Here is a 20,318-nt window from a genome sequence, read left to right on the forward strand (position 1 = left end):
ACGTTAGATATGGACAAATTTACTTGTAATCTTTATTTGATTACAGTTTATCAATACCCAAATTTTAAATTAACCATGAAATTCTCCCAATATTTCAGCCTGCTTGCCCTATTATCAATTTTTGTTTCATGCTCAAGTGATTCTGAACCTACATCAGAAAGTGGCAAAACTGGAACACCGCCGGCAGTGGCACCGATACCAAGTACATCTTATTTTCCGCCCATTTCTAGAGCTAATGAATGGGAAACTATATCTATGGAAACCCTAGGATGGAACGAAGATCAAGTAAGCAACTTGTATTTTTTCTTAGAAAATAATAACACCGACGCATTTATCATTCTTAAAAATGGTAGAATGGTTATTGAAAAATACTTCGGCGATTTTAAGTCTGATGATAATCATGCATGGAATTCAGCAGGGAAAAATTTAACCGCCATGCTTACCGGTATTGCTCAAGAAGAAGAATTCTTAAAAATTACCGATTCTACTTCCAACTATTTAGATGAAGGTTGGTCGAACATGCCCTTAGAGCAAGAGTACAACATTACCATTAAAAATCAATTGACCATGACTACCGGTCTTGATTATACGGTCGATAGTATTTTTTGTACAGACCCAGAATGTCTGTCATATTTAAATGACCCTAGTTCTTTTTGGTATTATCATAATGCACCTTATACGTTATTAGATGATGTAATTGCCAATGCTACCGATACTGATTTCAATTCATATTTCTCTGCAAAAATAAAAGAGCCTATTGGCATGCAAGGTTTATTTATAAAAGTTGGTTACAATAATATATTCTATAGTTCTGCCAGAAGTATGGCCCGATTCGGAATTTTGAACTTGAACCAAGGAAATTGGGACGGGACTTCGATTCTTTCTGATCAGAGTTATTTTAACGCCATGACGAATAGTTCTCAAGACTTAAATCTTTCTTACGGATATTTATATTGGTTAAATGGCAAAAGTAGTTTTAGACTTCCTAATTCTGTCGAAGAGTTTATGGGTAGTTTAGTTCCTAACGCCCCTGCAGATATGTATGCCGGACTCGGGTTAAACGATCAAAAACTTTATATGGTACCTAGCTTAGATTTGGTAGTGGTTCGTATGGGTGGCGCTAGTAACGAAGAGCTTTTAGGGCCGTCTAATTTCGATAATGAACTTTGGGAATTGATCAATGCCATCATAGAATAGAACTTTCTTTTCTTTTTTAGCAACATCTTCTATTACTGTTGATTTTTAGAAAATAAGTATCCTTATTTTTGCATAAAATTATTAGGATGGATTTTAGAAGTATTGCCGAAAAAAGATACACTACCAAAAAGTTTGATGCGTCTAAGAAAATTTCTAATTCGCAAATCGACGATTTAAAACATATATTAAAATTAAGTCCGTCTTCCATCAATAGCCAACCATGGTTATTTTCTTTTGTTTCTCATAAAGAAACAAAAGACGCTTTGGCAGAAGCTTCATTCTTCAATGCTCCGAAAATTAAAGATGCCAGTCATTTGGTAGTTTTTAGTGTTAAAGATAATCTTGAGCAATTTGAACGTCATGTAGAAAAAAATTTATCTGAAGGGTCGGTTAATTTTTACAAGCAATTTGTAAAGGAGCAACCTAAAGAAAAAACAATCAACTGGCTATCTCAGCAAGTATACATTACCCTTGGGTTCTTTTTAGCAGCTTGTGCATCTATGGATATAGATTCTACACCTATGGAAGGTATTGAGCCTGATAAGTATAAGGATATTCTAAAAATCGAAGATCACAAAGTCCTTTTCTCTGTTGCAATTGGGTATCGGGATGTTGAAGATAGTAATCAACCAGAATTAATAGGAAAATCTAGATTATCGGCTGAAGAGGTTATTCAGTCTATTGACTAATTCCGTTATTTATTATACTTCTTTAGTCAATTCAAATACTGTAATTTCTGGCCTTACATTAAACCGTACTTGACGTAAACAACCCAAGGCACTATTGATATATAGGGTTCTGCCATCTTTTAATTCTTTTATACCGGCATCATAATTTTTATTTTTCACCGGTAATATCAATGCAGGCAGAAATGGTGGTTTTACTTGTCCGCCATGGGTATGCCCAGAGAGTATCCAACCTTTAAAATTATTCCAGACAGGCAGATCACAGACATCCGGATTGTGACATAGGGTAATATTTGCTTTCTCAGGACTATATTTTGATGTAGCTTTTTCAGGATAAAAATTACTTCCCCAGAAATCGTCCATCCCTATAAAATTGAGTCCGTTTATTTCTACGGCATCATTTCGCAACATCGTCACACCCACATCTTCTAAACTCTTGGTAATTTTTTGTGCTACATCGGCTTCAACAAAATCAATTCCGTAGTCATGATTCCCTAATATACCAATGGTACCCAAAGTGCCTTTAACCACGTATTTAAATACCTCTTGTAATTGAACTATTTGTTCATTGTCTTCATAAGTTACATAGTCGCCCGTATATACCACAAAATCAGGATGTAATTCTTGGGCTTCTTTAAATGAATCTATGATGTATTGATAATCGAAAGAATTACCAATGTGCACATCACTTATTTGCATTACCGTTTTACCGACAAGATGATCAGGCAAATTTTTAAGGGGCATTTTTAGATATACAAACTGCATCCAAAAAGGTTCTATTTGCCAACTATATAATCCCGTCAATACACCTAAACCAGTTACCCACCGAAAAGTCTTTTTTACAAAGCTTCGTCTTTTCATCTTAACAGGTTAATTTAATTCTGATAGTCTGCAGATATGACCCTTTTCGGAAATTTATCTTCATAAGATTTTCCTATACGTAATAGGTTAGCTTCTGAATATGGCTTTCCAATAAAGGTTAAACTTATAGGTTCGCCAGATGTTTTATATCCCATAGGTATTGTCAGAGCAGGATATTTAGCAACTGCAGCGTAACCAGCATGGTAATTGTTAATCGATAAAACTGCATCTAATTTATACTTGTTCATCGCTGTATCGAAAAAAGTACGACCGTTTTTCTGAAGGTTCACTTTGATTGCTTCTAATTCTTCGGCTGTGGTACTATCTGAAAGTATACCTTCAAACAATGCTTGCCCGTATGGTATTCTAACTAAAGAATCTGTAGCGTTGAATGTCACAGCATCTTTAATTGAAGTAATTTTTACTAACTCGGGATCGGTATTGTTCTTTAGATATTTTTTTAAATCATTTCGCATATCAATGTTCAAAATGCTAAGAAATCCATCCATAGAAACCTCTGGTGGTGTAAACTCAATTATTGTTGCGCCAGCTTCTTTCAAATCTTCAATGGTCTGTTGGTAAATACTATCGGTCTCCATCAACTCCTTTATAGCCCCTAATCGCATTTCTAAAAAAGGCGTTGGGTGTAAGTATGAGGATAATATTCCCGGATAAACATCTTCTACAGATACCGAGTCGAACTCATCATAACCTAGCATGGCCGAAAGTAAAATAGCATTGTCCTTTACATTTTTAGTCATTGGTCCAGGTGTATCTAATGTGCTTGAAATAGGCACAATACCAGATCTACTTAATACCCCTATAGTCGGCTTTAAACCTACGACAGAGTTTTGACTACTTGGTGACAAAATAGAACCTGAAGTTTCTGTACCTACAGCAGCAACTGCATAATTGGCAGCTACCGAAGTACCACTACCTGAACTAGAACCGCCTGTTTCAAATATTCTTCGCCCGTACGGATTTAGAGTTTGACCACCATAAGCACTATACCCTACCGGGCAACCTGAACATAAAAAATATGCCCATTCACTTAAATTGACCTTACCTAATATTAAAGCACCGTTATATTTTAATTGCTGAACGATAAACGAATCATCTACTTCATTATCCATTAACGCAATTGAACCTGCAGTGGTTTTCATACCCAAGGTATTGATATTGTCTTTCAACAAAATAGGCATACCAAATATAGGATGTTGAATTTGAGCGGTTACCCCCATTTCGTTCTGCTTATCTAATTCTCGTGCTTGCGCTACTACATCTTTATTAAGAGCAATTACAGTATTTAAAGTAGTTGCATTATTCAACTCATATTTATAAATACGGTATAAATAAAACAACACCAGATTTTCATAGGTTAACCTACCCTCTTTAATATGATTTCTTATAACCAAAATGTCTTGTTCCAAAATCATTGGAAGCAGTTCTTTATATGTTGCTTCTGTCAGTTTCGAAACCTCTTCGTATAAAGGTGTAAATACTTCATTTTTATCTAACACCTTCGATTGAATCAACTTGTACTGCATACGACCGTTTTCGTGATCTGCATTTTCAGTAACTTCTATAGAATCGTTATAGGGTGTCCAAAGAATTACTTCCTCCTTTTTTGTGTCTTGCTCATTTTTGCAAGCACTCAACATAATGATGACTAATAATAAAAGATGCTTTTTCATACGGTTATTTATTTTTTTTGCGAAGGATTTTCCAATTGCTAATAGTATTCTGATTTAGGCGAACAAATTCATCTTTGCCCTCTATTTCAGACAACTTTAAAGATATTTTAGCTGCTGTAATAGCTTCATTATATATCGTTAAATCTGCTAAAATCAATGATTTCACTCTATAAAAATAGTAAGTATCACCTGCTTTTTCTATGGCCTCTTCAACATACCCAAGAGCTTTGTCTTGATAAATACCCTGCTCTTGATAATATCGTGCAATTTCATAATAGGTTTGTGCTGTGGGGGAGTTAGCTAGTCTTTCATCAATCTGCAATTGCATTATTGACTTGGTATCAAAAGACATAGGAACGGACACTTGCGTAGTGCCCCAATTTAAATTCATTACTGCACCGTTGTGATCAAGACCATCGAACGAAATCAAAAAAATTTCTTGAAAATCTTGTGTTTGCGTAGGTACGACTAGAATACGTAAAGCATCTTCATCGGGTTTGTAATTTGTGCGACCATCGCCCCAATGTGTAGTAGTATTATGAAAAATAACTTGCCACTCATTCTCTTCTGGAAAAGCATATAAAGCATATGTACCTTTTGAGAGTAGTTGATCGGCAATTAAAACATCGTTGCTAAATGTAATCTTGGTAGATTCATTAGCACCTACGCGCCATATACGACCATAAGGAACCAAACCAGATTCGCCACTTTTACGCTTACCAAACAACGCACGACCCTTTGCAGATGGTCTTGAATATTCGACCGTAATCTTTGACAACCCTACTTCTTGCTCGACCTTAGAAAACGGACTAGCTTTTGGGTGGTTCATTTGCCCCCAACTAATAGTGCATAGTAAAAGAGGGAATATGAACCAGTAGTGCCTCAATTTTAAATTTTAAAGAATGAATCTACAAACTCGTGTTTATTGAATACCTGTAAATCTTCAATACCCTCGCCAACACCAATATACTTTACCGGTATTTTAAACTGATCAGAAATACCTATAACCACACCGCCTTTCGCAGTACCATCTAATTTTGTAATAGCCAAAGCTGTTACCTCGGTTGCTTTTGTAAATTGCTTTGCTTGCTCGAATGCATTTTGACCCGTAGAACCATCTAGCACCAACAATACCTCATGCGGAGTGTCATCTACTACTTTCTGCATTACACGTTTTACCTTGGTCAGCTCATTCATTAAATTGACCTTGTTATGTAATCTACCAGCGGTATCTATAATTACAACATCTGCATTTTGTGTAACGGCAGAACTCAACGTATCAAAAGCTACAGATGCAGGATCACTACCCATTTGTTGCTTTACTATAGGTACATCTACACGATCTGCCCATACTTGTAATTGATCAATTGCCGCCGCCCGAAATGTATCGGCCGCACCCAAAACAACTTTTAATCCTTGATTTTTAAATCGATATGCCAATTTACCGATAGTGGTTGTTTTACCAACCCCGTTTACCCCAACCACCATAATTACATACGGTTTTTTACCTTTAGGTATTTGAAGATCTATGTCGTCTGTAGTATTCGTTTCAGATAATAGACCTGCTATTTCTTCTCTTAGTATAGCATTCAGCTCATCGGTACCCACATATTTATCGCGCGATACCCTTGCCTCTATTCTTTTGATAATTTTTAAAGTAGTATCTACCCCTACATCTGAAGAAACTAAAACTTCTTCAAGATTATCTAGTACGTCATCGTCTACTTTAGACTTGCCGGCAACAGCCTTTCCTAACTTAGAAAAGAAGCTGGATTTTGTTTTTTCTAAACCTTTATCTAAGGTTTCCTTTTTTTGAGAAGAAAATATTTTTTTAAATAAGCTCATTGTTCATCATATGGTTATTCAAATATAAAAATTAAAAAGCCCCTTTCGTAGGAAAGGGGCTTAATAACTACTAAAAGTAATTTTTCTTATTTCTTGGCAATCCAAGCATCAACCATTTCTGGTGCCATTACTTGCTCAACAAAAACGTAAGCACCTGATTTTGGTGACTTAACCATTTTTATTGCTTTTGTCAATCTTTTAGAACTTGTTTGTAAACTTGCTACGGTCTTCTTAGCCATGACTTATTTTTTTAGTGATTTTCTTAAAAGAAAAATCTATTTAATTTCTTTATGAAGGGTCATTCTCTTAAGAATAGGATTGAATTTTTTAATTTCCAATCTCTCAGGAGTGTTCTTCTTATTCTTGGTAGTGATATATCTTGAAGTACCTGGTTGACCAGATTCTTTATGCTCAGTGCATTCTAATATAACTTGTATTCTATTACCTTTCTTTGCCATCTTATCGCTCTATTTTCCAGATTACTTAATAACTAATCCTTTTGCTTTTGCTTCTTTCAAAACAGCAGATATCCCTTTTTTATTGATACTTTTTAAAGCTCTTGTAGAAACTTTAAGCGTTATCCAACGGTCTTCCTCTGGAATGTAAAAACGTTTTTTAGATAGATTTACATCAAATCTTCTTCTAGTTTTATTAATTGAAAACGATACGTTGTTTCCAAACATCGCCTTCTTACCCGTAATTTCACAAACTTTTGACATCGTACTGACTTTTTCTTTTAAACAGGGTGCAAATTTATATCTTTTTTATCGTTCCAACAACAATAAACATCACATTTTTAAAATTTCTTTTTGAAGCAGCTCAAAAGCCTTATTTACAGACTTTTCCACAACCCTCTCTCGGGTGCTTCCCATTTGAAATTCTTGTACAAATTTCGCCTTCGGTCCATCTACTGCAATAAATACCGTTCCTACCTTGGCATTTGAATCGCCTTTTGTAGGTCCTGCATTACCTGTAGTGGCTATTGCAAAATCTGTCTTCATCAAATCTTTTGCACCTTTTGCCATTGCTGTTGCCACTTCTGCACTAACTACAGAATGTTGCTCTATTAATTCTTTAGGCACCTTAAGCACGTTTATTTTAGCTTCGGTGGCATAACTGACCACTGTACCTTTGAAGTAGTTTGACGCACCTGGAATCGATGTTATTCTTTCCGCAATTTTACCTCCGGTAAAACTCTCGGCAGTTGATAGGGTTAAATTTTTATCTGTCAATAATTTCGCGACAATTTCTTCTAAACTTTCATCATCTTCTAGTCCGTAAACAATATCCTTTATCAACGGATATAATTTATCAGACTCGGCATTCATGGCAGCTGCCAATTCATCATAATTAGGTCCTTTACCCGATAATCGCAACCGTACCTTACCCAAATTAGGTAAGTATGCCAATTTAATGTTAGAAGGCAGATTATCTTCCCAAGTTTCAATTCGAGCGGCAATTGCACTTTCACCTAAACCATAGGTTATTATGGTTCTATGAATAATATGTGGTCTTTTATAATAAGCTGCCAATTTGGGAATTACAGATTCCGTCATTAGGTACTTCATCTCAAAAGGCACGCCAGGCATTGAAATGAATGTTACTTCATTTTGTCTGATCAACATACCTGGTGCAGTACCGTTCGCATTATGTAAAACCTCGGCCTTACTTGGTACCAAAGCCTGCATTCTATTAATATCTGATATTGGGGTGTTGCTTATATATTTAGCAAACAGTTCTTCTACATGCGCTAATACTTCTGCATTCTCAACAAGTTCGTCATTGAAGAATTCGCAAAGTGTGTGTTTGGTGATATCATCTTTCGTCGGCCCCAGACCACCTGTAATTAAAACAACATCTACACGTTCTGATGCATCTTTAAAAGCCTTTAATATATGTTCACGGTCATCTTGTATCGAAGTAATCTGATATACCGAAATACCAATTTTATTCAGCTCTTTACCTATAAATGCGGAGTTGGTATCAATAACTTGACCGATGAGAATTTCATCGCCAATGGTAATTATTTCGGCTAGCATTATAAGTGAAAATCGTTTTTTAACTCTGCTACGACCTGGTTGATATCAGTCTTGAGCAATGGAAATCTTTTCTCTATCTCTGCCATATTAGCCTCTTGCTTACCCAAAGTTTCTAGCTCTAAGGCTATGGCGCGGGTTTGCTCCATTCCGAGTAAATCTACATTTGGCTTAATCTTATGCGCAAGTTTATATACTTGATCATGGTCTTTTTCTAGCAGGGCTTTTTCTAAAGCTTCAAGATCTTCAGGTACTTCTTCCAAAAAAACAGCTATAACAGAATTTATAAAATCCTGATCACCTTCTGCCATCTCATTAATCTTATCCAGGTTATAAATCATTATTTAATTTTTAAGGTAAAAAGCTCTCTATTTTCCAAACTACCTGTAAGATAGTCATTTGGACTTATTTTGCCAACACCGGCAGGTGTTCCAGTAAATATAATATCTCCTTTTTTCAACATAAAGAACGTTGAAACATAGGCGATTATTTCATCTATCTTCCAAAGCATAAAACTAGTATTGCCTTCTTGAACAACCTCATCATTCTTTAACAACTTAAAATTAAGATTATTGACATCTTTAAAATCTGTCTTTGGCAACCACTCGCCTATTACCGCGGCACCATCAAAACCTTTGGCTTTCTCCCAAGGCAGACCCTTCTCTTTTAATTTAGACTGTACATCTCTTGCTGTAAAATCTATTCCCAGACCAATCTCATCATAATAGGTAGGTGCAAATTCTTGGCTAATATGTTTTCCTACTTTTTTGATTTTTACCAAAACCTCAACTTCATAATGTACATCATTTGAGAATTCGGGAATATAAAAATCTTGCTGTTTTGGCAAAACAGAAGAATCTGGTTTTATAAAAACTACCGGTTCTTCGGGTCTTTCGTTCTTAAGTTCATCGATATGCGCAGTGTAATTTCTGCCAATACATATAATCTTCATACTTATTTTATCTTTTATTTGAAAATTTAAGACTTATCGCAGGTATCAAATTCTCATTATTATCTGGTGCTTTAATTGCAAAATCTGTCCATTCGCCCATACCATAAACCATTGTTTTAAAATTCTGGTTTTTTTGATATACTGCAGCAAATGTAGGTGCAAAACGGTCTTCTACAACGTTCTTGTTCGTAATAGCATGTTTATAGGTATTTGTGTACCAGTTATACGGAAGAAATATCCATTCCAACCCCACATATATACCTTCGTCAGGTATTCTAATGTTCATGCTCGATAAGTCGATAGAAACATAATCTTCTGTTTTTGAACTTTCTAATATGATACTTTTTCGAATGATATCGTTACTTGGTTTACGTGTGTCTTTATCTACATCATACAAACGAAGTCTAAATTTTGACGACTCTCTCTTAAACTGACTATTTTGCTGAACGTGTATGGTAATTTTCTCTAAATACTTTTTGGCAGCCCCAATATTCGGGAAGTATAACGCCAATACCCATGGAGTCTCTGCTGACGAAAAACCACTTTTAATACTATACGAACTAACTGGGTTTAACACTTGCGAATCTCCTAAGCTCTGAACAACGACCACCTCTTCAAGCTCAAAAGTTTCCTCTTGCATATATATCTTCTTTTTCTCTTTAATAACCCTCGCTGGCATAATAGTATCTTTGAAACCTAACGCCGATACATGCACATCTCGCTCTAAATAATCTTCGGGAACATCGATGTAAAAATACCCCTCTTCATCACTTGAAGTTCCTTTTAAGGTCTTTAAAAAACTAATATTGGCATACGGTACAGCCGTTTTTGTTTTATCATCATATACATGACCTTCGACCAAAACTTCTTGGGCATGACTTACCCCCATCATCAAAAGAAATATTACTAAACAAATGCGCATTTTTAACCTAATTTATTATTGAGTTTGCTCAGTTTAATTTGAGTAAGAATCTTTTTTGTGTACAATGGAAAATCGGCATTAAGCATCCAACCGAAATACCCGGGTTCATTTTCTAAAACCGAATGAACCTTTTTGCCTTTATGCTTACCAAAAGAGAATACCTCTTCCCCTTCTTCATCCATAGCTATAAAACCCGCGAAATCTACCGATTGCTTTCTTCTTGAGAATTCTGAAAGTTTTTTGATATTATTTTCAAGATCAGGGTATCTATCTAATTGAGAAAGCAACACCTCATAAGTAGCATTGGTATCTGCCGCTGCACTGTGCGCATCGGTTAAATCTTTATCACAATAGAATTTATAAGCTGCTTCTAACGTACGTTTTTCCATCTTATGAAAAATGGTCTGTACATCTACAGATACCGTATTTTTCATATCGAAATCGATATCTGCACGTAATAATTCTTCTGCCAATAAGGGAATATCGAATCGGTCGGAGTTGAATCCGCCTAAATCACTATCCTTTATAATCTTATAAATTTCTTTTGAAAGTTCTTTGAAAGTTGGTTCGTTAGCAACCTTTTCATTCGTTATACCATGAACGGCAATTACCTCTTCCGGTATTACCATCTCAGGATTAACCAACCATGTTTTACTCTCTTTATTACCGTTAGGGTAAACTTTTAATATCGCTATTTCTACAATACGATCTTTTGCTACATTGACCCCAGTTGTCTCTAAATCAAAGAAGCAAATAGGTCTGGTAAGCTTTAATTCCATACGTGTTCTACTTTTAACAAAGATACCCTTTCGTTTTTTAGACACATATAATTACTCGCTATTAATTTTTTGCCTCGAAATGTAGAAACTAAAATAATTTCAAAATTTCAACACAATTAGTATGTTAAAATACTTTTCAAACCTTTAAAAAACAATAAAATACGCAAAAAAAAGTCTGACAACACAAGAAGTATTGTCGGATTTTTAACTATAGATTTTTATACATCTAAATTTCTCGGTTTACATCCCACCCTTCAAGATAGTCGGCTACAGCTTTTGCGAACATACTACCTAAAGCACCGTTTACAACTCTATGATCATAACTGTGCGATAGATACATTTTACTACGAATACCAATAAAATCTCCTTCAGGAGTCTCAATTACTGACGGTATTTTTCTTATAGCACCTAACGCCAAAATACCTACTTGTGGCTGATTAATAATCGGTGTACCAAATACACTACCAAATGTACCTACATTAGTAACGGTATACGTACCTCCCTGAACTTCATCTGGTTTTAAAGCGTTATTTCTTGAACGATCTGCCAAGTCATTTATAACCTTGGCCATGCCTACCAAATTCAGTTGATCTGCATTTTTGATCACAGGAACGATTAAATTACCATCTGGTAACGCAGCCGCCATACCTATATTAATATTCTTCTTTTTAATTACGGTATCGCCATCTACTGAAATATTCATCATCGGATATTTCTTTAACGCCTTAGCTACCGCCTCCATAAAAATTGGAGTAAAAGTAAGTTTTTCACCTTCGCTTTTAAAGAACGCGTCTTTTAGCTTGTTACGCCAATTCACGATATTGGTTACATCAACTTCGATAAAACTTTGAACATGTGCAGATGTAGAAACACTGTCAGTCATATGCTTGGCAATCAATTTGCCCATTCGTGTCATCGGTATTACCTCATCGCCACGAGAAATTGGCATTTTAGGTTTTTCGACCTCAGAAGTATCTGCTTTAGCAACTGGCGCTGCAGCTACGCTATCTTGCACATCTACTTTAGCAGGCGTAGCAACTTGTTCTACTGGCTTAGTAACTCCGTTTTTAACGAAGCTTAATATATCATCTTTGGTAACCCTACCATCTTTACCTGTACCGGGTATAGTTTCTAACACATCGAAAGAAATACCTTCTTCTTTAGCTATATTTTTAACTAACGGAGAATAAAAACGATCAGAGGCTTCACCTATATGAACATTTGAAGTTTCTGCCCTAGCTTGAGCTACAGCCGATTCAGCTATAGAAACCATTTCTTCAAGAACTGGTTCTTGCTCCTTTAATTCATTGACCATGTTCGAAACATCTGGCACATCTACTTCATCACCAACTTGTATGATGGCCACTGTTTGCCCAACTTTGACAATATCATCAATATTGAAACATTTTTCAATTAAAATGCCATCTACCTCGCTTGGCACCTCACTATCAACTTTATCTGTAGCAATTTCAAAAATGGCCTCGTCCATTTCAATCGTATCACCTACCTCTTTTAACCATGACGTTAATGTTGCTTCTGCAACACTCTCTCCCATACGTGGTAGTTTCAATTCAAATTTTGGCATATCGATAATTTAAAGCTTGTTTTGTTTATATTTTTTGCAAAAATAATAAAATAAATACCTTTTTATTGACATTTACTTGAAATTCAAAAAACTAATCTTGTCGAAAAGAACCCTCAAACGGCACTCTATTCAATATACTTCTTCCTAAAGTAACCTCATCAGCATATTCTAATTCATCGCCAACAGCTATGCCCCTTGCAATTGTAGAGGTTTTTATAGCTAAGCCTTCTATCTGTCTGTAGATATAAAAATTGGTGGTATCGCCTTCCATAGTAGAGCTTAATGCAAAAATTAATTCTTTTATGACGCCTTTTCTCACCTTATCTACTAAGGTTCCTATTTTCAGATTCTGAGGACCAATGCCCTCCATAGGTGATATTTTACCCCCAAGCACATGATACTTTCCTCTAAATTGACCTGTATTTTCAATTGCCATGACATCTCTAATATCTTCTACGACACATACTACGGCATCATCTCTTTTAGGGTTGGCACATATTTCGCACATTGTGGTATCTGAAATATTATGGCAATTTTCGCAAAATTGTATTTTACTTCTTAAATCTACCAAAGATGTAGAAAGATTTTCTGTACGTTGCTCTGGCTGCTTCAATAAATGCAATACCAAACGTAATGCGGTTCGCTTACCGATACCTGGCAATTGCGAAACTTCATATACTGCGTTTTCTAATAATTTTGACGAAAAATCCATAGGCTTAATTCGGTATAAATTTACAACTAAACTTGAAAAGCATACCCCACCGTTTTCACAAAATTATTTAACATTTAAAAAGTTTAGAAAATATAATTACTGAACGGAAACAATCTTGACTCAGAAGTATTTTCTATAAAACAGAAATTCTAAAAGTTATTTGTAATGACCAGCTTCTATCACCGTAAGTAATAACGCTAATTTTATGGCTTTTGCTCCATTTTCATTAACCCACCATTCATGAAGTGAATGTGCGCCGCCGCCAACGCCTCCTCTACCAATCGTTATTGCCGGTACACCTAAGGAAATTGGAATGTTACCATTTGTTGACCCTCTGGTAAGGCTTGGTTCATACCCGAATGCACTAGTGGCACTAATGGCACGCTGAACTAACGGTGTATCTAACGAGAGTTCTCCAGATGGTCTATCTCCAATCTTTATTAACTCTAATGAAATTTTATCATCAACTCCTGTATTATTATAATCTTCTAAAGCGGTCTGCATTGACTGTTTAAAAATAGCTTCGACCTCTTTTAATCGCCCACTATCTACTGACCGCATATCAACTTCCATCCAAGATTCAAAAGGAATGGAATTTACAGAAGTACCACCTCCCATTCTACCTATATTAAAACTTGTTTTTGCCCCTTCATCTGTAAATACTTTTGCATTCTCTGTAAATTCTTTTATTGCGAAACCAAGCGCATGATGAGGATTTGCCAACCCAAAAGCTCCCCATGAGTGACCTCCTTTTCCTGTGAATAAAGCTTTATATCTAACCGAACCCAATCCTGCATTATTAATCCTGCCAATGGCACCACCATCAATAGATATCCAAGAGTCTATTTTTGCCGCACCTGCTCTAAATAAATGCTTAACACCACGTAAGTCTCCTAAACCTTCTTCACCCACTGTACCAACGAACCAAACATCTGCCTTGGTTTTTAATTCAGCCTTTTTCATTGCCTTAAAAATAGCAATCAACATAGAGAGTCCTCTGGTGTCATCACCTACACCTGGTGCATATAGGGTATCTCCTTTCTTCTCTACTTTTACATCTGTACCTTCAGGAAAAACAGTATCTAAATGAGCATCTAAAATAACTACCTTACCACCTTCTGTTCCTCTTTTAATTCCAATAACATTACCAACCTCATCTATTGACACGTTTTCTAAACCCGCTTCAATTAACATATTTTTAAACGCTTCTGCTCTTTTAGCTTCCATAAATGGCGGAGCCGGTATTTCGGTCAACTTAATTAAGTCTTTCTCCGTTTCATTTTCAATCGCGTCTATAAACTCAAAAGCACTATTAATACTTTTATTTTTTAATAGCTTTCCAACCTCTTTGTTAATTTTCTTGTCTGCTATTACACTTTCCTGACCAATCAATACAATACTAACTAATAAACTGATTATCAATAAGGGAAGTAAAGCCCTGTTCTTTAAAAGAAATTCTCGTCGCATGATTATTTTAGTTTATAATTTAATACTGTAAAAGGTATCAAATTTTAATGGGTAAAGAAATGTTCGAATAGTTTTTCATTTACTTATTAAAGTATTTTCAATTTAAACTTTAAGATTTTAAGTTATCGCACTACCTCCTGTAACTTTTTGTAATTTGCCGCAAATTTTACACCATGAACGCCTCTCATATTTTAATTTTAATTTCTAGTTACTTTATTTTGCTTTTAATTATTTCATATTTCACGGGCAAAAACGATACTAACGAAGATTTCTTTAAGGCCGGTAAGCAGTCGCCGTGGTATTTAGTGGCGTTTGGTATGGTGGGTGCATCTTTATCTGGAGTTACCTTTATTTCTGTACCGGGTTGGGTCGATGCATCTCAGTTCAGCTACATGCAGGTTGTTTTTGGGTATTTTTTAGGCTACATGGTTACCGCGTTTGTACTTCTACCTATTTATTACAAAAAAAATGTTACTTCAATTTATCAGTATTTAGATGATCGCTTTGGTTTTGTAAGTTATAAAGTGGGCGCAATTTCTTTTTTCATCTCTAGAGTTCTTGGTGCTGCATTTCGCTTATTTCTAGTGGCTATCGTTTTACAGCAATTTGTTTTCGATGCTTGGAACGTTCCTTTTGAAATCACCGTAATTCTGTCCATCTTGCTTATTTGGATCTATACTTTTAAAGGTGGAATAAAAACAATTGTTTGGACCGACACCCTACAAACCCTATTCATGCTGGTATCTGTAGGTCTATCTATGTATTTTATATTGGATAAAATGGATTGGACTTTAATAGAGTTCTTAAACTCTGATGAATTAGGACAGTATAGCAAGACCTTTTTTACCGATGACCTTTCTTCTAAAAATCATTTATTGAAATCATTTTTTGGCGGAATGTTCATTACCATCTGTATGACTGGACTTGACCAAGATATGATGCAAAAAAACCTGACATGTAAAAATCTAGGTGAAGCTCAAAAAAATATGGTCAGCTTTAGTATTGTATTGGTAGTGGTCACTTTTGTATTTATGCTACTAGGTGCATTGCTGTTTATTTACGCAGATACGCACAACATTGCATTACCACTTATGGACGGAACGCCGAAGTCAGATCTTTTATTTCCTGAAATTGCATTAAACAGTGGTTTAGGCATAACGGTTGCCGTTACGTTTATGCTAGGTTTAATTGCCGCAGCCTACAGCAGTGCAGATAGCGCGCTTACCTCATTGACCACCTCATTTTGTGTAGATTTTTTAAACACCGAGAAGAAATCTGAAGACCTAGCCAAAAAGACCCGCAGAATTACCCACGTTGGTATGAGCATTCTATTAATTCTAGTGGTCATCTCTTTTAAATATATATTGGATAAAAATGTAATTGATGGATTATTAACTGTAGCCTCATATACATACGGACCGTTGCTAGGGTTATTCTCTTTTGGAATTTTTACCAAACAACAAGTAAAAGATAAATATGTTTGGATCGTTGCACTGGTATGTGTATCGATTATTCTCATTTTAGCGAAGCTGCCTACAGAGTATTTAGGTGGTTATATTTTCGGATATGAGCTTTTACCGTTGAATGGTCTGCTAACCTTTGTAGGATTATGGCTCATTCGCAAAAAAAAGACAACCGCTAACATTACCGATATCGCCTAATATTGACCAGTGCCCAAAAGTACCAAAGTACAAGCAACATCTACTTCTATGTTATTGCTGTTTAATATCTTATAAAACTCAGGATTTTCTGTGCCAGGATTGAAAATAATGCGTTTTGGAGCCAATGAAACAATACTATTATAATATTCTTCTTGTCTTTTTGGATTTATATATAGGGTAATTGTATGAATATCACTAATTTTGTCTAAATTATTACTGATAGTGACTCCTGAAACCTCACCTTCTCTCAATCCATAAGCTAAGGTTTCAACCCCCGAATCAACAAGTCTATGTATCGCTAAATTGCTATATCGATTTGGTTTTAAGGAGGCTCCGAATACTAGGGTCTTTTTCATGATAAAATAATGTTAAATAATATAAATTCTGTAACTAATTAGGCAATATTTCGTCTATTAGTAAAGTTAGATACTCTGCGAGTATAAAGATTTTGTTGGTAACGCTATATGTTTATAGTTAATGGTTAGTGTTTAGTATAGCCTATCAGCATTTGAAGCCCGACTTCCAATTCATTTTGGAATGTTCGGGTTTCTTCTTTTTAAAGCTTTTCTAAACTTATTATATACTCTAGACTATATTGGAAATGAGATAATTACCTATTTTTAGTAACAATAGAACCTAAATTGCGTCTATTACTGTATATAGGGATATTTAATAAAGAAGATTGGTTGGTTTTTTCTTATTGAGTAAAACTATATAGCACCCATAGCCAAAACTATGGGTGCTTTATTTTACAGTATTATTACCATCTAATGATGACGCTGCCCCAGGTAAAACCGCTACCAAATGCAGCTAAAACTACTAAGTCTCCACTTTTCACCTTACCTTCTTCCCATGCCTCTGTAAGCGCTATCGGAATAGATGCAGCGGTAGTATTACCATATTTCATAATATTATTAAAAACCTGGTCATCACTAAGCTGAAATTTCTTTTGAATAAATTGAGATATTCTTAAATTGGCCTGATGCGGAACCAATAAATCAATATCGGTCGCTTTCAATTTATTTTTCTCTAAACCTTCTACTATAACCTCACTGAAACGAACAACTGCATTTTTAAATACAAATTGACCATTCATATGCGGATAATAAGATTCGTCATTAGGATCGTTATCTTCAATGATATCGGTTACCCATCTATTTCCCATACCAGGTGCAATCAAAGAAAGTTCTTCTGCATGCTGACCTTCTGAATGTAAATGAGTCGATAATATACCTTTAGTGTTATCTTCTTCTCTGGTCAAAACTGCCGCACCGGCACCATCACCAAAAATTACAGAAACTCCCCTACCTCGTGTAGTCATATCTAATCCATGAGAGTGAAGTTCTGAACCTATAACAAGTACATTTTTATACATACCTGTTTTTATATACTGATCCGCAATAGAAATAGCATACACAAAACCAGAACATTGGTTACGTACATCTAACGCTCCAACGGTTTTAATGCCTAAATCTCTTTGAACCAATACACCAGGACCAGGGAAATAATAATCGGGACTCAAAGTAGCAAAGACGATAAAATCAATGTCGTCTTTATCGATACCCGCTCTTTCAATTGCAATTTTTGCAGCTTTTACACCCATAGTTGTGGTGGTGTCGCCATCACCCTTAACTACATGTCTTCTTTCTTTTATACCAGTACGTTCTTGGATCCAGGCATCATTTGTTTCCATCACCTTTGACAAATCATCGTTTGTCACTACGTTATCAGGTACATAATGACCTAAGCCAATTATTTTTGAATTATACATAGTAAAATTTTAATCCTGAAAAAGCTCAGGTAGAATTAGTGTTGCAATATAAACAACTATTAAGAATTCTATTTGAAAATATAACAATCATCTACTATCAATATGACAGTGGAATAATTAGCTCAAATATTTCTTGAAGTCATTCACTTTAATATTTGCCTTTAAATCATGTAGTAGATTATAAAGACCAAAGAAGGTACGGTTCATATACAAAAAGTGCTTTGAACCTCTATTACCATTAATTTTTCTTATTTGCTTATCAGAAGAAAATTGCTCGCCTAATGCTGCAATTTTCCCCCAAAATACCTCGTCGCCGAAATCAAAATCTTCATTATGAAATGGTGATGTAAATAAGCTTAACAATTGATGAAATATAGATTTAAAAAATAATATTTCATCTGGCGAATCAGTAGCCATCAGTATTTCTAGCTCATATAGCTTCTCGGTAAATTTCTCATCATTTGATATTACCTCTGGCTTAGCCAATTCAAAATAAGGAATATAGAATGAATCTGGCACTTCTTTAATACAACCAAAATCAATAGCAATAAGCTCATCATTTTCATTCACCAAGAAATTGCCAGGGTGTGGATCAGCATGAACTTTTCGTAAGCCGTGAATTTGAAACATATAGAAATCCCAAAGGGCTTGCCCTAATTTATCGCCTGTAGCTTGAGAAAAACCTGTTTTTGTAAATTCGCTCAGGTGCTTACCCGTCATCCAGTCCATCGTAATAATACGTGAACTTGATAGTTCGGTATAATATTTAGGAAAAATGATATTCGGTATCACTGAACATGCTTCAGTAATCTCTTTACTTTGTGCTACTTCTAATATATAATCTGTCTCTTCAACTAGTTTATTTTCAACTTCCTTGAAATATTTATCTGAATCTTTTCCTTTAAGATTGAACATACGAATTGCAATAGGCTTCACAATTGCCAAATCGCTACTTATACTTTGCGCTACACCTGGGTACTGAATTTTTACCGCTAAGTTTTTACCATCTTTAGTAGCTTTATGCACTTGCCCAATACTAGCTGCGTTTATAGAATCTTTATCAAAAGTGTCAAAAACCTCTTCTGGATACTTATCTAAATATTTTTTAAATGTTTTTCGAACCAGCGGCGCAGATAATGGAGGAACCGAAAATTGAGATAATGAAAACTTCTCTACATACGCATTAGGCAGTAGATTCTTTTCCATGCTTAACATCTGGGCAACTTTAAGAGCACTACCCTTCAAAGATTTTAATCCGTCATATATATCTGCGGCGTTATCTTCGTTCAATTCGTCTTTAGTCGTGTCTGGATTGATAATTTTTTTACCCAAATACTTGGCATAATTACCACCAATTTTAGCTCCGGTTTTCACCAGCTTGCTTGCACGCTCTATTTTTCCGGTAGGTATTTTATCAAGTGTTTTCAAATCGTAGGGGTTAGATTAAGCAAAGGTTTCTTTGTACAAAAATTTCCCAAAGTCTAGAATATTCTCTAGAGGAGTGTTATCAAATACATCGAAAATGGTATTTACAGATTTTTCAATAGCAACATCTGTTTTTTCGAAAGCTGCAGAATCATCCGATTTCCAAAAATTCATTAAAAACATAGTCTGTAACCATGCCCCTTCTGAAAACAATTGCGGATTGTGTTTCGTAATTTTTAAATTCTTGTTCGCATTACCATCTGCAATCAATCCTTTAGAAAACTCTTTTATATTTTTTCTAAGCCCTTTTAACTGCTCCATATTCTTAAATGAACCAGAAGCACTTTCCATTATAAATAAGACGTAACTTCTATTCAATGTTAATACTTCAAAGAAGGTATAAAAAAACGTTAGCATTTTATCTCTATTCGTGAATTCTTGATACTCTTTGTTTTTCTCTATTACACTAACCGTGTTCATATAAAAAGTATCCCAAATTCCCTTTTTAACAGAATCTATAGACCCAAAATGAAGATAAAAATCTGATTCTTCAATAGCGTTTACTTTACAAAACTTATAAACTGTCTTTGGTACATGCTCGTTCTCTAAAACGTAGTCCATAAACATTGTTATAATCGTCTCTTTTGTTACTTTTTTAGCTTTTGCAGGCATATCGAATTATTTTTATATAAGGTACGATGCAGATTTCATAGTTAGCCGTTTTC

22 protein-coding genes are annotated in these 20,318 nt (G+C 35.2%); 3 read left to right on the plus strand and 19 right to left on the minus strand.

Going from position 1 to position 20,318, the window contains the following annotated elements; translation table 11 throughout:
- Positions 1–9 precede the first annotated feature (9 nt).
- Both ACEN2N_RS09455 and ACEN2N_RS09460 read left to right on the plus strand, forming a co-directional pair.
- A complete protein-coding gene (locus ACEN2N_RS09455) occupies positions 10–1,197 on the plus strand; it encodes a serine hydrolase domain-containing protein (RefSeq protein ID WP_441824094.1) in 1,188 nt (395 codons plus the stop codon).
- Positions 1,198–1,283: 86 nt separating this feature from the next.
- A complete protein-coding gene (locus ACEN2N_RS09460) occupies positions 1,284–1,886 on the plus strand; it encodes a nitroreductase family protein (protein ID WP_441824095.1) in 603 nt (200 codons plus the stop codon).
- Positions 1,887–1,898: 12 nt separating this feature from the next.
- Here ACEN2N_RS09460 and ACEN2N_RS09465 read toward each other — a convergent pair whose 3' ends face one another.
- From ACEN2N_RS09465 to ACEN2N_RS09535, 15 genes are all read right to left on the minus strand, one after another.
- Positions 1,899–2,744, minus strand: coding sequence for a metallophosphoesterase (locus ACEN2N_RS09465; RefSeq protein ID WP_441824096.1), 846 nt, complete (start codon positions 2,742–2,744; stop codon positions 1,899–1,901).
- 14 nt (positions 2,745–2,758) lie between these two features.
- Positions 2,759–4,438: an amidase family protein gene (locus ACEN2N_RS09470; protein ID WP_441824097.1), complete on the minus strand. Its 1,680-nt coding sequence runs from the start codon at positions 4,436–4,438 to the stop codon at positions 2,759–2,761.
- Positions 4,439–4,442: 4 nt separating this feature from the next.
- Entirely contained in the window at positions 4,443–5,267 is an 825-nt protein-coding gene (locus ACEN2N_RS09475) for a DUF2911 domain-containing protein (protein ID WP_441824098.1), read from the minus strand.
- Between the two features lie 59 nt (positions 5,268–5,326).
- A complete protein-coding gene (gene ftsY, locus ACEN2N_RS09480; RefSeq protein ID WP_441824099.1) occupies positions 5,327–6,283 on the minus strand; it encodes a signal recognition particle-docking protein FtsY in 957 nt (318 codons plus the stop codon).
- Between the two features lie 86 nt (positions 6,284–6,369).
- Complete coding sequence (locus ACEN2N_RS09485) at positions 6,370–6,522, minus strand: DUF4295 domain-containing protein (RefSeq protein WP_073245811.1); 153 nt, start codon at positions 6,520–6,522, stop codon at positions 6,370–6,372.
- Between the two features lie 36 nt (positions 6,523–6,558).
- On the minus strand, positions 6,559–6,741 hold the full coding sequence (rpmG, locus tag ACEN2N_RS09490; protein WP_027067805.1) for a 50S ribosomal protein L33: 183 nt from the start codon (positions 6,739–6,741) through the stop codon (positions 6,559–6,561).
- A 21-nt stretch (positions 6,742–6,762) separates the two neighbouring features.
- Entirely contained in the window at positions 6,763–7,002 is a 240-nt protein-coding gene (gene rpmB / locus ACEN2N_RS09495; protein WP_079512565.1) for a 50S ribosomal protein L28, read from the minus strand.
- A gap of 69 nt (positions 7,003–7,071) precedes the next feature.
- Entirely contained in the window at positions 7,072–8,322 is a 1,251-nt protein-coding gene (locus ACEN2N_RS09500) for a competence/damage-inducible protein A (RefSeq protein ID WP_441824100.1), read from the minus strand.
- Positions 8,322–8,660: an Hpt domain-containing protein gene (locus tag ACEN2N_RS09505; protein ID WP_441824101.1), complete on the minus strand. Its 339-nt coding sequence runs from the start codon at positions 8,658–8,660 to the stop codon at positions 8,322–8,324. Before ACEN2N_RS09505 ends, ACEN2N_RS09500 begins: the two co-directional genes overlap by 1 nt.
- Entirely contained in the window at positions 8,660–9,271 is a 612-nt protein-coding gene (locus ACEN2N_RS09510; protein ID WP_424001720.1) for a fumarylacetoacetate hydrolase family protein, read from the minus strand. The genes ACEN2N_RS09505 and ACEN2N_RS09510 overlap by 1 nt, the downstream gene beginning before the upstream one ends.
- A gap of 7 nt (positions 9,272–9,278) precedes the next feature.
- Positions 9,279–10,193, minus strand: coding sequence for a carboxypeptidase-like regulatory domain-containing protein (locus tag ACEN2N_RS09515; protein WP_441824102.1), 915 nt, complete (start codon positions 10,191–10,193; stop codon positions 9,279–9,281).
- 2 nt (positions 10,194–10,195) lie between these two features.
- Entirely contained in the window at positions 10,196–10,972 is a 777-nt protein-coding gene (locus ACEN2N_RS09520) for an exonuclease domain-containing protein (RefSeq protein ID WP_441824103.1), read from the minus strand.
- Between the two features lie 226 nt (positions 10,973–11,198).
- Entirely contained in the window at positions 11,199–12,557 is a 1,359-nt protein-coding gene (locus tag ACEN2N_RS09525; protein WP_441824104.1) for a dihydrolipoamide acetyltransferase family protein, read from the minus strand.
- A 91-nt stretch (positions 12,558–12,648) separates the two neighbouring features.
- A complete protein-coding gene (gene recR / locus ACEN2N_RS09530; RefSeq protein ID WP_441824105.1) occupies positions 12,649–13,269 on the minus strand; it encodes a recombination mediator RecR in 621 nt (206 codons plus the stop codon).
- 156 nt (positions 13,270–13,425) lie between these two features.
- Positions 13,426–14,736 (minus strand): M20/M25/M40 family metallo-hydrolase, encoded by a 1,311-nt coding sequence (locus ACEN2N_RS09535; protein WP_441824106.1) that lies wholly within the window; start codon positions 14,734–14,736, stop codon positions 13,426–13,428.
- A gap of 173 nt (positions 14,737–14,909) precedes the next feature.
- Between ACEN2N_RS09535 and ACEN2N_RS09540 the strand changes: the two genes are divergently transcribed.
- On the plus strand, positions 14,910–16,397 hold the full coding sequence (locus ACEN2N_RS09540; RefSeq protein ID WP_441824107.1) for a sodium:solute symporter: 1,488 nt from the start codon (positions 14,910–14,912) through the stop codon (positions 16,395–16,397).
- Here ACEN2N_RS09540 and ACEN2N_RS09545 read toward each other — a convergent pair.
- The 4 genes from ACEN2N_RS09545 to ACEN2N_RS09560 all read right to left on the minus strand — a co-directional run bounded on the left by ACEN2N_RS09545 (position 16,394) and on the right by ACEN2N_RS09560 (position 20,265).
- Positions 16,394–16,753, minus strand: coding sequence for a CoA-binding protein (locus tag ACEN2N_RS09545; protein WP_441824108.1), 360 nt, complete (start codon positions 16,751–16,753; stop codon positions 16,394–16,396). The genes ACEN2N_RS09540 and ACEN2N_RS09545 overlap by 4 nt on opposite strands.
- A gap of 404 nt (positions 16,754–17,157) precedes the next feature.
- A complete protein-coding gene (locus tag ACEN2N_RS09550) occupies positions 17,158–18,168 on the minus strand; it encodes a 3-oxoacyl-ACP synthase III family protein (RefSeq protein WP_441824109.1) in 1,011 nt (336 codons plus the stop codon).
- Positions 18,169–18,285: 117 nt separating this feature from the next.
- A complete protein-coding gene (locus tag ACEN2N_RS09555) occupies positions 18,286–19,596 on the minus strand; it encodes an ABC1 kinase family protein (RefSeq protein WP_441824110.1) in 1,311 nt (436 codons plus the stop codon).
- 15 nt (positions 19,597–19,611) lie between these two features.
- On the minus strand, positions 19,612–20,265 hold the full coding sequence (locus tag ACEN2N_RS09560) for a TetR family transcriptional regulator C-terminal domain-containing protein (RefSeq protein ID WP_441824111.1): 654 nt from the start codon (positions 20,263–20,265) through the stop codon (positions 19,612–19,614).
- Positions 20,266–20,318 lie beyond the last annotated feature (53 nt).

This window comes from Maribacter spongiicola (assembly GCF_052119685.1).
Taxonomy (GTDB): Bacteria; Bacteroidota; Bacteroidia; order Flavobacteriales; family Flavobacteriaceae; genus Maribacter; species Maribacter spongiicola_A.